We start from the raw sequence: 13,386 nt of genomic DNA, 5'->3' as shown, positions 1-13,386 counted from the left end.
GGATGCCGCAGGCCTGCGCCTGCGGCATCCGCCGTCGTGACCGGCCGGATCAGCCGATGCGGATCATCTTCTTGTTGACGAACTCGTCGGCGCCGAAGCGACCGAGCTCGCGGCCCGAGCCCGAGCGCTTGATGCCGCCGAAGGGCAGCTCGGCGCCGTCGGCGCCGACGACGTTCACGAAGACCATGCCGGCCTCGATCTTGTCGGCGACGCGGAGGGCCTGCTCGCGGTCGGTGGTGAAGACGTAGGAGCCGAGGCCGAACGGGGTGTCGTTCGCGAGCTCGACGGCGGCGTCCTCGTCGGCGACCTTGAACACCTGCGCGACCGGGCCGAAGAACTCCTCGTGGAAGGCGTCCGAGCCGGGCTTCACGTCGGTGAGGATCGTGGCCGAGTAGTAGTTGTCGCTGCGGGTGCCGCCCGAGTGCAGGGTGGCGCCCTGGGCGACGGCGCGGTCGACCTGCTCCTGCAGAGTGTCGGCGGCTTTGGCCGAGGACAGCGGACCGAGCGCGGTGCCGTCCTTGGCGGGGTCGCCCTCCTCGACGGCGTTCATCGCGGCGGTGAACTTCTCGAGGAAGGGCTCGTAGAGCTCGTCGGCGACGATGAAGCGCTTGGCGGCGTTGCAGGCCTGGCCGTTGTTGTCGACGCGGGCCATGACGGCCGCCTCGACGGTCGCGTCGAGGTCGTCGGTCGAGAGCAGGATGAAGGGGTCGGAGCCGCCGAGCTCGAGCACGACCTTCTTCAGGTAGCGGCCGGCGATCTCGGCGACCTTCGCGCCGGCGCGCTCCGAGCCGGTGAGCGAGACGCCCTGCACGCGCGGGTCGGCGATGACCTGCTCGATCTGCTCGTGCGAGGCGTAGATGTTGACGTAGGCGCCCTCGGGGAAGCCGGCGTCGAGGAAGATGCGCTCGATGGCGGCGGCCGATTCGGGGCACTGCTCGGCGTGCTTGAGCAGGATGGTGTTGCCGATGATGAGGTTCGGGCCGGCGAAGCGGGCGACCTGGTAGTACGGGAAGTTCCACGGCATGATGCCGAGCAGCGGCCCGAGCGAGGAGCGGCGGATGAGCGCCGAGCCCTCGCCCGCGAGCAGCTCGATCTCCTCGTCGGCGAGGAGCGACTCGGCGTGGTCGGCGTAGTACTCGTAGATCGCGGCCGAGAACTCGACCTCGCCGACGGCCTGCTCGCGGGGCTTGCCCATCTCGCGGACGATGATGTCGGCGAGCTCGTCGATGCGCTCGGTGTGCAGCTCGGCGACGCGGCGGATGAGGGCGGCGCGCTCGGCGACGGTGGAGTTCTTCGACCAGGTGCGGTGCGCCTCGGTGGCCTTGGCGATCGCGGCCTGCAGCGCCTCGTCGGTGATCGTGTCGTAGCTCTTGACGACCTCGCCGGTGGCGGGGTTGGTCACGGCATAGGGCATGGGGTTCTCCTTCTCGGGTGCACGCACGCCAGAGTCCGTCTGCCGCGGTGCATACGCTCGTCCTTCAAAGATATAGCAGCGGATGATTGATCGGGGCCGGTCTCTGCGGATGCACAGCTGGACGTTGGCGCGATTGGTCGTGCATCAGAGCTGCATGACTCGTGATGCGAGAGCCTGGTGACATGCGTACGAGCATCGATCTCCCTCCGGCTGTGCACCATCGCGTGCGCGAGCTCGCCGCCTCTCGGAATCAGTCATTGTCCCGCGTGATCGCCGAGCTGACCATGGCGGGGCTCGCCGGCCTGCAGCCTGAGTTCGAGTTCACCCGTGACCCGCAGTCGCGTCTGCCGGTGCTGAGCCTCGGCCGAGCCATCAATGACTACGAGCTGGCCGCCGCACTCGCCGACGAGTAACGACGCGTACCAGCTCGACGCGGCCCTTCCGGAGTCCACGCTGCTCGTGCCGCGCTGAGGGGGCGCTCAGGCCGGGGCGACGAGCACGCGGAAGGGCGTCGAGGCGCAGTCGAGCGCCGCGGCGGACGAGCTCGCGAGCTGCCCGACCTGCAGCGAGGGCTCGGTGGAGAGCACGACGCGGCCGTCGGCGTTGACGAGGGCGAGGGGCGCGTCGACGGCGAGGAACCCCGCGAGCAGCTCCCGCTCGAGCCGGCGCACGGCGACGTCGGCGCCGACGACCCCGACCATCCGCTCGCCGTCGGCGGCGTGCGCGGGCATCGTCAGGGTGAGGATGTAGTCGCAGGTGCAGAGGTGGTCGACGAACGGCCCGGTGACGTGCGCGTGCCGCGTCGTCGCGGGGATGCGGTACCACTCGAGGGCGCGGAAGTCCCGCAGGTACTCCGTGTACCCGCGGGTGGAGAGGTCGAGGCGGGTGGGGCCGTCGGTGGAGCCGAGCACGGGGTTGTCGTCGAGCGGGCCGAGCCACCAGGCGAAGTGCACGTCGCGGCCGTGCACGATCTCGCCGTCGGCGATGAAGCCGGCGCCGACGAGGAGGGCGTCCGGCTCGACGAGCCGGGGGATGACGAGCTCGGAGACGAGCTGGTCGAGGGCGAGCGGCTTCACGCCGGGCGCGATCGCGCGCTCGATGGGCGCGCGCCACGCGGCGAGCTGCTCGAACACGCCCGTGAACAGCCGCGACACGGCCGCGGCGGCCGCCTCGGCGCCGGCGGGCAGCCCGTGCTCAGTCATCGATCCCGCCCCCACGTTCGACGCGGGCCTTCGCGGCGAGCAGCCGTTCGGCGAGGCTCGCGACGAGGGCGCCGACCGCGGCGCGCGCCTCGGCCGGGCGGTGCGCGGCGACGGCGGTGACGATGCGCCGGTCGGTCTCGGCGGCGCTCGCGCGCTCGTCCGCCTCGTCGAGGCCGAGCAGCAGCAGCGGTCCGGCGTCGGCCTGCAGCCGGATCTGCTCGCGCACGAGGCGCGCCGACTGGCTGAGCACGGCGAGTTCGAGGAAGAAGCCGCCCTGGTTCGTGCGGGCGGATGCCGCGGTGCCGAAGTCGGCGGCGTCGAGCCACTCGGCGAGCCGGACCGCCTCTGGCTCGGCGGCGCGTTCGGCGGCGCGCTCGGCGATGCCCGCGAGGATCGCGCCGAAGTAGACGGCCATGTCGCTGAGCTCGACCTGCGCGAGCGCGCGGAGCCTGGCGGTGAGCAGCGCGCGGTGCTCGGCGTCGTCGTGCACGACGAAGCTGCCGCCCTCGCGGCCGCGGCGGGTCTCGACGAGACCGGCGTCGCGGAGGATGCCGAGCCCTTCGCGCACGGTGATGAGCGCGACGCCGAAGCGGCGGGCGAGCTCGGGCTCGCTCGGCAGGCGTTCGCCGGGGTGCAGCACCCCGAGCACGATGCCGTCGGTGAGCCGCTGCGCGACCTGTTCGGCGCGGCCGGCGTCCGACAGCTGCGCGAACACGGCCTCGCGCGCTCCCGGGCCCACCCTCGATCCCATAGCGCACAGCTTTTCACAGGAGTTAAAGATTCACTATAGGATGAATGAAGATCGACGGTGATGGAGGCGAGCGATGACGAGTGAGACCGAGCGGCCGGGCGTGCTCGCGGGGCTCCGCGTCGCCGACTTCTCCCGCGTCCTCGCCGGCCCCTACGCCACCATGACGCTCGCCGACTTCGGCGCCGACGTCATCAAGATCGAGTCGCCCTCCGGCGACGACACCCGGCACTGGAAGCCGCCCGTCGACGCCGCCGGCAACGCCACCTACTTCGGCAGCGTGAACCGCAACAAGCGCTCCGTCGCCCTCGACCTCACGAGCGAGGCCGGCCTCGCCGAGGCCAGGCGCCTCGCCGCGAGCGCCGACGTCGTGATCGAGAACTTCCGCCCCGGCGTGATGGCCCGCTTCGGGCTCTCGTACGACGAGGTGCGGGCACTGAATCCGCGCGCGATCTACTGCTCCATCACCGGCTTCGGCACCGGCGAGGGAGCCGCGCTCGCCGGATACGACCTGCTCGTGCAGGCCGTCGGCGGGCTCATGTCGATCACCGGCGAGCCCGAGGGCGAACCGGCGAAGGCGGGCGTCGCCCTCGTCGACGTGCTCTGCGGGCAGAACGCCGTCGCCGGCATCCTGCTGGCCCTCCGCGAGCGCGAACGCACCGGCCGCGGCCAGCTCGTCGAGGTGAACCTGCTGCAGAGCCTGCTCGCCGCGCTCACCAACCAGGCCGCATCGACGCTCGTCACCGGGCGGGCGCCGCGCCGCCTCGGCAACCAGCACCCCTCCATCGCGCCCTACGCCGTGTTCCCCGCCGCCGACCGCGACCTCGTCATCGCCGTCGGCAACGACAAGCAGTTCCGTGCGCTCACGGCCGCGCTCGGCATCCCCGGCCTCGCCGACGACGAGCGCTACGCGACGAACGAGGCGCGCGTCGCCCACCGCGAGCACCTGCGGGCCGAGCTGGAGGCCGCCCTCGCCGCCGCTCCCGCTGCAGCGTGGGTCGCTCGTCTCGCCGAGCGCGGCGTGCCGGCCGGCCTCGTGAACGACGTCGCCGAGGCCATCGCCTTCGCCGAATCCCTCGGGCTCGAGCCCGTGGCCGAGATCGCGCAGAGCCGCACCGTCGCGAACCCCATCGGGCTGTCCGAGTCCGCCCCCGCCTACCGCACCCCGCCGCCCGCACTCGACCAGCACGCGGGCGCCGACTGGAACGACGCCTCGACCGGCCAAGGAAAGGAATCCCGATGACCACCGCACCCCGCATCGACCAGGTCTTCGACTTCGACGAACTGCTGAGCGAGGAGGAGCGCGGCTGGCAGCAGCGGGCCCGCGCGTTCGCGCAGGACCGCATTCTGCCGATCATCGAGGACGACTTCGAGCAGAAGCACTTCCGCAAGGAGCTCATCCCCGAGCTCGGCGCCGCGGGCTTCCTCGGCATGCACCTGAGCGGCTACGGCTGCGCGGGCGCCGGTGCGGTGAGCTACGGCCTCGTCTGCCTCGAGCTCGAGGCCGCCGACTCGGGCTGGCGCACCTTCGTCTCGGTGCAGGGATCGCTCGCGATGAGCGCCATCCACAAGTACGGCTCGGAGGAGCAGAAGCAGCAGTGGCTGCCCGGCATGGCGAAGGGCGAGCTGATCGGCTGCTTCGCGCTCACCGAGCCGCAGGGCGGCAGCGACCCCGCCGCGATGACGACCGTCGCCCGCCGCGACGGCGACGGCTGGGTGCTCGACGGCGCGAAGCGCTGGATCGGGCTCGCCTCGCTCGCCGACGTCGCCGTGGTCTGGGCCCGGGTCGACGACCCCGCCTACGGCGAGGGCGCGAAGGCGGTGCGCGGCTTCCTCGTGCCGACGACGACCCCGGGCTTCACCGCGACCCCGATCGACGGCAAGCTCTCCATGCGGGCGAGCGTGCAGTGCGACATCGAGCTCGACGGCGTGCGGCTCCCCGCCGACGCGATCCTGCCGGGCGCCGAGGGGCTCTCCGGGCCGTTCGGCTGCCTGAACGAGGCGCGCTACGGCATCGTCTGGGGCGCGATGGGCGCCGCGCGCTCCTGCCTCGAGGTCGCCCTCGACCGCTCGATCACCCGCGAGGTCTTCGGCAAGCCGATCGGCGCGAACCAGCTCACCCAGGCGAAGCTCGCCGACATGCTCCTCGAGGTCGAGAAGGGCATGCTGCTCGCCCTGCACCTCGGCCGCCGCAAGGAGGCCGGCCGACTCACCCCGGCCCAGATCTCGGTCGGCAAGCTGAACAGCGTGCGCGAGGCGCTCGCCATCGCCCACGAGGCGCGAACCATCCTCGGCGGCGACGGCATCACCAACGCCTTCCCGGTGATGCGGCACGCGGCGAACCTCGAGTCGGTGCGCACCTACGAGGGCACCGACGAGATCCACCAGCTCATCCTCGGCCGGGCGCTGACCGGCCTGAACGCATTCTGAGCGGAGGCGCAGCGATGACGACTGTCGACGAGGCCGTCCGCGCGGCCGCCGTCAGCGGGCTCGAGCGCAGCGAACGCAGCGATCGGGCCGGCTGGCTCCGCGCGATCGCCGACGCGCTCGAGGCGCACCGCGCCGAGCTCGTCGAGCTCGCGAACCGGGAGACCCACCTCTCCGAGGCCCGGCTCGACGGCGAGGTCACCCGCACCGCGACGCAGCTGCGCTTCTTCGCCGGCGTCATCGAGGAGGGCTCCTACCTCGAGGCGACCCTCGACCGGCCCGACGCCTCGCTGCTGCCGCCGCGCCCCGATCTGCGGCGCATCCTGCGTCCGCTCGGGGTCGTCGCCGTGTTCGCGGCGTCGAACTTCCCCTTCGCCTTCTCAGTGCTCGGCAACGACACCGCCTCGGCGCTCGCCGCCGGCGACCCCGTCGTCGTGAAGGCGCATCCGGGGCATCCCGAGCTGTCCCGCCGCACCGCGGCGATCGCGCGCGAGGCGCTCGCCGCGGCCGGCGGCCCGGCCGACGCGCTCGTCCTCGTCGAGGGGATGGATGCCGGCATCGAACTCGTGCGCCATCCGCTCGTGCGCGCCGTCGGCTTCACCGGCTCGACCCGCGGCGGCCGCGCGCTGTTCGACCTCGCCGCCTCGCGCCCCGAGCCGATCCCGTTCTACGGCGAGCTCGGCTCGATCAACCCGGTCGTCGTGACGCCGGCCGCCGCCACGGAGGACGCGGCCGGGCTCGCCGCCGGCCTCGCCGGCTCCTTCACCCGCGACGGCGGCCAGTACTGCACGAAGCCCGGCCTCGTGTTCGTGCCCCGCGGCACCGGCTTCGAGGCCGCGCTCGCGAGCGCCGCCGCCGAGGCGCCCGGTCAGCGCCTGCTCACCGAGGGCATGACGAGCGCGTTCGCCGAGGGGGCGAGCGGCATCGCCGCGCGCGACGACGTCGAGCTCCTCGTCGACGGCGCCGCCGCGCCGGAGCCCGGCGTCTCCCGGCCGACGATCGTCGCCACCGACATCGCCGCCTTCCTCGCCGACCCGGCCGCGTTCCAGGAGGAGCACTTCGGGCCGCTCACCCTGCTCGTCCGCTACGACGACGCCGCACCCGGCGGCGAGCTGGACCGGGCGCTCGCCCGGCTCGAGGGCAGCCTCACCGGCACCGTGCGGCACGCGGCATCCGACGACGAGGAGCTCCTCGCCCGGGCGAGCGCCGCGCTCGCCCGGATCGCCGGCCGCGTGCTCTACAACGGCTGGCCGACGGGCGTCGCGATCGCCTGGGCGCAGCACCACGGCGGCGGATGGCCCGCCTCGACCGCGTCGGTGCACACCTCGGTCGGCGCGAGCGCCATCCGACGCTTCCTGACGCCCGTCGCGTACCAGGACGCGCCGCAGGGAGTGCTGCCGGTGGAGCTGCGCGACGGCAACCCGGCGGGCGTGCCGCGCCGGGTGGACGGGGTGCTCGAGGCGTAGCGGCGCCGGACGCGGGAATGCAACGGGGCGTCACGCGGTTTCTGGAAGGCGGCGCCCTGTGCTGGACTACCGGGCGTCCCACCAGCGCCGCACACCCGCGGCCTTCCGAAACGGAGCACCACCGATGCCCAGTCCCCGCCGTCTCCGCGCCGCCATCGGCGCCGCCGCGTCCGTCGTCGCCGTGATCGCCCTCGCCGCCTGCTCGAGCGGCGGTGCCGGATCGGCGGCGCAGAGCGGCTCCGCGGACGACGAGTACGGGCTGCTGAAGCCGGGCACGCTGACCGTGGCGACCGAGGGCACCTACCGGCCGTTCACGTATCACGAGGAGGGCTCGGGCGAGCTCGTCGGCTACGACGTCGAGGTCGCCGAGGCGGTCGCCGACGAGCTCGGGCTGAAGGTCGAGTTCCAGGAGACCCAGTGGGACGCGATCTTCGCGGGGCTCGAGGCGGGCCGCTTCGACGTCATCGCGAACCAGGTCTCGATCAACCCGGAGCGCGAGGAGAAGTACCTCCTCTCGACCCCGTACACCGTCTCGCCGAGCGTCGTCGTCGTGAAGGACGGCGACACCTCGATCACGAGCTTCGCCGACCTCGAGGGCAAGACCACCGCCCAGTCGCTGACGAGCAACTTCTACACCCTCGCCCAGGAGGCCGGCGCGAACGTGCAGTCCGTCGAGGGCTGGGCCCAGGCCGTCGCCCTGCTCGAGCAGGGCCGCGTCGACGCGACCGTGAACGACGAGCTGACCTACCTCGACTACGTCAAGGAGCACCCCGACGCGAAGCTCGCCGTCGCGGCCGAGACCGACCCGACCCAGAGCGCCTTCGCCTTCACCAAGCAGAAGACCGCGCTCGTGAAGGCGGTCGACGAGGCGCTCGCGAAGCTGCAGGCCGACGGCACGCTCGCGAAGATCGGCGAGAAGTACTTCGGCCAGGACGTCTCCCAGTAGTACCGTCCTGACTATGGCCGACGGCTGGCAGCTCTTCCTCGACTCCTTCTGGCCGATCGTCTGGGGTGCGGTGAGCGGGACCATCCCGCTCGCCCTCGCCTCCTTCGCGATCGGACTCGTGCTCGCCCTGGGCGTCGCGCTCATGCGCCTCTCCCGGAACCGGGTCGTCTCGGGCATCGCCCGGGTCTACATCTCGATCATCCGCGGCACGCCGTTGCTCGTGCAGCTCTTCGTGATCTTCTACGGGCTGCCGGCGATCGGCGTCGTCATCGACCCGTGGCCGAGCGCGATCGCGGCGTTCTCGCTGAACGTCGGCGGCTATGCCGCCGAGATCATCCGGGCGGCGATCCTCTCGGTGCCGAAGGGGCAGTGGGAGGCCGGCTACACGATCGGCATGTCGCACGCGAGGACCCTGCGGCGGATCATCCTGCCGCAGGCGGCCCGGGTGTCGGTGCCGCCGTTGTCGAACTCGTTCATCTCGCTCGTGAAGGACACCTCGCTCGCCTCGCTCATCCTCGTGACCGAGCTGTTCAAGGTGTCGCAGCAGATCGCGGCCTTCAGCCAGGAGTTCATGCTCTTGTACCTCGAGGCCGCACTCGTCTACTGGCTCATCTGCCTCGCGCTGTCGAGCGGGCAGAGCGCCCTGGAGCGGAGGCTCGATCGCTATGTCGCCCACTGACCCCGTGCCCGGTGACCCGTCGCCCGCCGAGCGCCCGCTGCTGCGGGCCGCCGGCCTCCGGAAGGCCTTCGGTGAGAACGCGGTGCTGCGCGGCATCGACTTCGAGGTGCGCCGCGGCGAGGTCGTCGTGCTGATCGGCCCGAGCGGCTCGGGCAAGACGACCGTGCTGCGCTCGCTGAACGGGCTCGAGACCCCCGACGCGGGCGTGCTCGACCTCGACGGCGGCCCGGTGATCGACTTCGCGGCGCAGGCGCTCGGGCCGGCGAAGGCGGCGAAGCAGCAGCGGCTCGCCCTGCGCGACCGCTCGGCGATGGTGTTCCAGCACCACAACCTCTTCCCGCACCTCACCGTGCTCCAGAACGTCATCGAGGGCCCGGTGCAGGTGCAGCGGGTGCCGAAGGCCCGCGCGATCGCGGAGGCGACGGCACTGCTCGAACGCGTCGGCCTCGCCGAGAAGCGCGACGCGTACCCCTTCGAGCTGTCCGGCGGGCAGCAGCAGCGGGTCGGCATCGTGCGGGCGCTCGCGCTGAAGCCCGACCTGCTGCTCTTCGACGAGCCGACGAGCGCGCTCGACCCCGAGCTCGTCGGCGAGGTGCTGCAGGTGATCGCGGAGCTCGCCCGCGAGGGCTGGACGATGGTGGTCGTGACGCACGAGCTCGCCTTCGCGAGACAGGCCGCCGACCAGGTGCTGTTCCTCGACGGCGGCGTGGTCGTCGAACGCGGCAGGCCGCAGGAGCTCTTCACCGCGCCGCGCGAGGAGCGCACGCGCCGATTCCTCGACCGCATCCTGCGCCCGCTCGACTGAGCGGCCGGGCCCCCGGCGGTAGCGTTGAGGGATGACTCCGCGCACCGACGGCCTCGCGTCGCCGGCCCGGGCGCGGGCGTTCACGAGGGCCAGGCGCCTCGCCACCGGTGGGCAGCGGCGCGCGCTCGGCTGGTTCCGGCTCGGCATCGCCGCGCTCGAGATCGTGGCCCTCATCGGCAACTTCGTCTACGTGCTCGGCTTCCGCGCCTTCGCCACCGCGAACTTCTTCAGCTACTTCACCGTGCAGTCGGCGTTCGCGGCGGTCGCGACGCTCGTGCTCGCGGGCGGCTACGCCCTGCTCGCGCCGCGCGACCCACGCTGGCTCGGCACGCTCCGCACCATCGTGACCGTGTACGTCGTGATCTCGGGCATCGTCTTCGCGCTCATCGTGGCGAACGCCTCGACCCGGGACTACCGCATCGAGGTGCCCTGGTCGGACACGCTGCTGCACTTCGTCGTGCCGGCGCTCGCGCTCGTCGCCTGGACCGTCGACGCCGCCCTCGCGGTGAACCCGCGGGTGCCGTGGTCGACGCTCGCCTGGGTGCTCGGCTACCCGGTGCTGTGGCTCGGCTACACGCTCGTCCGCGGCGCCGACGTCGGCTGGTACCCGTACTTCTTCCTCGACGAGACGCAGGTGGGCGGTCCGTGGGGCGTCGCGCTCTACTGCGCGGTCGTGCTCGTGATCTTCGTGAGCGTGACGGCCGGGCTCGTCGCGGTCAATCGCGGGCTGTGGCGTACGGCGCGAGATCGACGAGCACGGCGTTCTGGAACGTCTGATCGTCGAGCCGGTCGAGCAGCCGTGCCTGCGACGCCGCGATGACGCCGACGAGCACGGGCTCGCCGCCGAGGTCGAGCCAGCCCGCGACGTGGGAGGGGGTCTCGACGGTGAGCAGTTGCGGCATCGTCGCCTGCGCATCGGCGGTCGTCTCGCCCTCGCCGGGGGTCGCATCCCGCCAGAACGCCTCTTCGAAGCGGAGCCAGACCAGGTCGACGGCCCCCGTTCGGAGCGCGTCGATCGCCTCCTGATGCCCGGTGGGCAGCGCCGGCTCGAACGCGAAGGCGTCGGACTGGAGCACCCCGAGGGGGACGGCGATGATCGCGCGGTCGGCGGCGACGGACTCGCCGGAGTCGAGGCGCAGGCCGACCCGCCGATCGGTGATCGTCACGCGGGTGACCGCGCTGCCCGCGGCGACGTCGATGCCGTCGGCGAGCCGGTCGGTGACGTCGGCGAGCCGACCGGTCACGAGGCGGCGGGAGGCCCCGGCGAGCCCGGCGAGGTCGGTGCGCCCCGAGACGAGGGTGGCGCCCGCGCCGGTCAGCGGTTCGACGCCCGTGCGGATGGTGTGCTGCACCCAGGCGAACCCCTCGGGCGGCAGCTCGCCCGCACCGCTCGCGCGGAGCGCGTCGGCGAGGGAGCGGTCGACGTCCTGCGCGAGCGCCCACTCGTGCGCACGGGCGAGGGCGTCGGGGCCGGTGGCGGGCACCTCGAGCACCGTGCCGTCGGCGGCCCGGGTCTGAGTGCTGCTCGAGAAGGGCTCCGTCGCGACGTCGCTCGCCGAGAGCAGGGCGGTGAGCTCCTCGTCGTCGTCCACGAAGAGCGGGCCGAGCTCGACCTGGCGGCCGAACGCGGCGTCCTCCACCGAGTCGATGCGCCCGCCGATGCGCATGCGCGCCTCGACGACGATCACCTCGAAGCCCTCGTCCTGCAGCACTCGGGCCGCGGCGAGGCCCGCGAGGCCGGCGCCGACGACGGCGACGCGCTCGCCGGGCTCCGCGCGTTCCACGAGCGAGCGGGCGGCGAGCCGGCCGGAGGAGAGCGCGCCCTGCAGCGTGCCCGGCGCCGCGGGCGAGCAGGCCTCGCCCGCGAACCAGACGCGATCGGCGACGGGCTCGGCGAGCGCCTCGCGCAGCTCGGGCGTCGTGCCGACGGCCTGGAAGCCGAAGGCGCCGCGGGCGAAGGGGTCGGACGCCCAGGCGGAGCGGCGCATGGCGCTCGGCAGCGGGATGCCGGCCGGGGCGCTCGGCGTGGGGGTGGGGGAGAGGCTCGGGGTCGGCGCGGGCGAGCCGCTCGGGGTCGGGTTCGGGCCCGCCGTGCAGCTCGCGAGCGCGAGCGAGGCGGCCCCCGCCAGCCCGGCGGCCAGGAGCGCTCGGCGGCTCATGCCGCCACCGTCAGCCCGCTCCCGCATGCCTCTCAGGCTAGCCGGAAACGCGAGATCGCCCGCGTCCATGCGGACGCGGGCGATCGTCGGGGTCGCAGGCGGCTCAGACGGTGTAGCCGTCGGCCACCGTGAGGGCCTCGTCGATGACGTCGAGGCCGCGCACGAGCTCGTCCTCGGTGATGACGAGCGGCGGGGCGACGTGCGTGCGGTTGAAGTGCACGAACGGCGAGACGCCGTTCTGCTTGCACGCCGCGGCGAACGCGGCCATCGGGGCGGCGGCGGCGCCCGAGGCGTTGAACGGCACGAGCGGCTCGCGGGTCTCGCGGTCCTTCACGAGCTCGATCGCCCAGAACAGGCCGAGGCCGCGCACGTCGCCGACCGAGGGGTGCTTCGCCTGCAGCTCGGCGAGGCGCGGGGCGACGACGCGCTCGCCCAGGTCGCGGACCCGCTCGAGGATGCCGTCGCGCTCGAACACCTCGAAGGTCGCCACGCCGGCCGCGCAGGCAAGCGGGTGCCCCGAGTAGGTGAGCCCGCCCGGGAAGGCGACCGTGTCGAAGTGCGCGGCGATCCGCTGCGAGATGACGACGCCGCCGAGCGGCACGTAGCCCGAGTTCACGCCCTTCGCGAAGGTGATCAGGTCGGGGGTCACGCCGAAGTGGTTCACCGCGAACCACTCGCCGATGCGGCCGAAGCCGACCATGACCTCGTCGGCGATGTAGACGATGCCGTAGCGGTCGGCGAGCTCGCGCACGCCCTGCAGATAGCCGGGCGGCGGCACGAGCACGCCGTTCGTGCCGACGACGGTCTCGATGATGATCGCGGCGATCGTCGAGGCGCCCTCGAGCACGATGACCTGCTCGAGGTGGGCGAGGGCGCGCGCCGTCTCCTCCTCGGGGCTCGTCGAGCCCCAGGCGGAGCGGTACTCGTAGGGGCCGAAGAAGTGCGCGACGCTGCCGTCGCTCGGCTCGTTCGCCCAGCGCCGCGGGTCGCCCGTGAGCGAGATCGCGGTGGCGGTCGAGCCGTGATAGCTGCGGTACATCGAGAGCACCTTGCGGCGCCCGGTGACCTGGCGGGCCATCCGCACCGCGTACTCGTTCGCGTCCGCGCCGCCGTTGGTGAAGAACACCTTGTCGAGGTCGCCGGGGGCGACCTCGGCGATGCGGCGGGCGAGCTCGCCGCGCACATCGGAGGCCATCGACGGCTGGATCGTCGCGAGCCGGCCCGCCTGCTGCTGGATCGCGGCGACGAGGTCGGGGTGCTGGTGGCCGAGGTTCAGGTTCACCAGCTGGCTCGAGAAGTCGAGGTAGGCGTTGCCCTGGTAGTCCCAGAACGTCGAGCCCTCGCCCGTGGCGACGGGCAGCGGGTCGATGAGGGCCTGCGCGCTCCACGAGTGGAACACGTGCGCGCGGTCGTCCGCGCGCACCTGCGCGTCGCCGGCGGCGTCGGGCAGGGCGTGCGCCGCGCCGTGGCGGTCGGTGTAGCTGGCGGTCTGGGTCAGCGTGTCGGTCATGATGCTCCTTGCCGGTTCAGCGAGGCCGGG

The 13,386-nt window shown here is 73.0% G+C and carries 13 protein-coding genes; 8 read left to right on the top strand and 5 right to left on the bottom strand.

Annotation, left to right across the window (positions count from 1 at the left end):
* Positions 1–49: 49 nt before the first annotated feature.
* The gene (locus MTP13_RS01645) at positions 50–1,414 is read right to left on the bottom strand and encodes an NAD-dependent succinate-semialdehyde dehydrogenase (RefSeq protein ID WP_243569334.1); all 1,365 of its coding nucleotides are present in this window, start codon (positions 1,412–1,414) and stop codon (positions 50–52) included.
* Positions 1,415–1,671: 257 nt separating this feature from the next.
* Between MTP13_RS01645 and MTP13_RS01640 the strand changes: the two genes are divergently transcribed.
* Positions 1,672–1,827 carry a hypothetical protein gene (locus MTP13_RS01640; protein ID WP_243569333.1) on the top strand — a complete coding sequence of 52 codons (156 nt, stop codon included), beginning with the start codon at positions 1,672–1,674 and terminating at the stop codon, positions 1,825–1,827.
* Between the two features lie 66 nt (positions 1,828–1,893).
* Here MTP13_RS01640 and MTP13_RS01635 read toward each other — a convergent pair whose 3' ends face one another.
* Entirely contained in the window at positions 1,894–2,616 is a 723-nt protein-coding gene (locus tag MTP13_RS01635; RefSeq protein WP_243569332.1) for a PDC sensor domain-containing protein, read from the bottom strand.
* Positions 2,609–3,367: a FadR/GntR family transcriptional regulator gene (locus MTP13_RS01630; RefSeq protein WP_243569331.1), complete on the bottom strand. Its 759-nt coding sequence runs from the start codon at positions 3,365–3,367 to the stop codon at positions 2,609–2,611. The genes MTP13_RS01635 and MTP13_RS01630 overlap by 8 nt, the downstream gene beginning before the upstream one ends.
* 73 nt (positions 3,368–3,440) lie before the next feature.
* Between MTP13_RS01630 and MTP13_RS01625 the strand changes: the two genes are divergently transcribed.
* The 7 genes from MTP13_RS01625 (at position 3,441) to MTP13_RS01595 (ending at position 10,507) form a co-directional block, all read left to right on the top strand.
* Positions 3,441–4,607: a CaiB/BaiF CoA transferase family protein gene (locus tag MTP13_RS01625; protein ID WP_243569330.1), complete on the top strand. Its 1,167-nt coding sequence runs from the start codon at positions 3,441–3,443 to the stop codon at positions 4,605–4,607.
* Complete coding sequence (locus tag MTP13_RS01620) at positions 4,604–5,794, top strand: acyl-CoA dehydrogenase family protein (protein WP_243569329.1); 1,191 nt, start codon at positions 4,604–4,606, stop codon at positions 5,792–5,794. The genes MTP13_RS01625 and MTP13_RS01620 overlap by 4 nt, the downstream gene beginning before the upstream one ends.
* A gap of 14 nt (positions 5,795–5,808) precedes the next feature.
* Positions 5,809–7,257 carry an aldehyde dehydrogenase (NADP(+)) gene (locus MTP13_RS01615; RefSeq protein WP_243569328.1) on the top strand — a complete coding sequence of 483 codons (1,449 nt, stop codon included), beginning with the start codon at positions 5,809–5,811 and terminating at the stop codon, positions 7,255–7,257.
* Positions 7,258–7,381: 124 nt separating this feature from the next.
* Positions 7,382–8,203 (top strand): amino acid ABC transporter substrate-binding protein, encoded by an 822-nt coding sequence (locus MTP13_RS01610; RefSeq protein WP_243569327.1) that lies wholly within the window; start codon positions 7,382–7,384, stop codon positions 8,201–8,203.
* A gap of 13 nt (positions 8,204–8,216) precedes the next feature.
* Positions 8,217–8,882 (top strand): amino acid ABC transporter permease, encoded by a 666-nt coding sequence (locus MTP13_RS01605; protein ID WP_243569326.1) that lies wholly within the window; start codon positions 8,217–8,219, stop codon positions 8,880–8,882.
* Positions 8,869–9,687, top strand: a complete 819-nt coding sequence (locus tag MTP13_RS01600) for an amino acid ABC transporter ATP-binding protein (RefSeq protein WP_279399751.1) — start codon at positions 8,869–8,871, stop codon at positions 9,685–9,687. The genes MTP13_RS01605 and MTP13_RS01600 overlap by 14 nt, the downstream gene beginning before the upstream one ends.
* A gap of 31 nt (positions 9,688–9,718) precedes the next feature.
* Positions 9,719–10,507 carry a Pr6Pr family membrane protein gene (locus MTP13_RS01595; RefSeq protein WP_243569325.1) on the top strand — a complete coding sequence of 263 codons (789 nt, stop codon included), beginning with the start codon at positions 9,719–9,721 and terminating at the stop codon, positions 10,505–10,507.
* Here the strand turns inward: MTP13_RS01595 and MTP13_RS01590 are convergent.
* Positions 10,404–11,846: a flavin monoamine oxidase family protein gene (locus MTP13_RS01590; RefSeq protein WP_243569324.1), complete on the bottom strand. Its 1,443-nt coding sequence runs from the start codon at positions 11,844–11,846 to the stop codon at positions 10,404–10,406. The genes MTP13_RS01595 and MTP13_RS01590 overlap by 104 nt on opposite strands.
* A 103-nt stretch (positions 11,847–11,949) precedes the next feature.
* Positions 11,950–13,356, bottom strand: coding sequence for an aspartate aminotransferase family protein (locus MTP13_RS01585; RefSeq protein WP_243569323.1), 1,407 nt, complete (start codon positions 13,354–13,356; stop codon positions 11,950–11,952).
* Between the last annotated feature and the right edge of the window lie 30 nt (positions 13,357–13,386).

The sequence above is a fragment of the Agromyces soli genome (genome assembly GCF_022811605.1).
Lineage (GTDB): Bacteria > Actinomycetota > Actinomycetes > Actinomycetales > Microbacteriaceae > Agromyces > Agromyces soli.
This window is presented reverse-complemented; position numbering and strand designations above follow the sequence as displayed.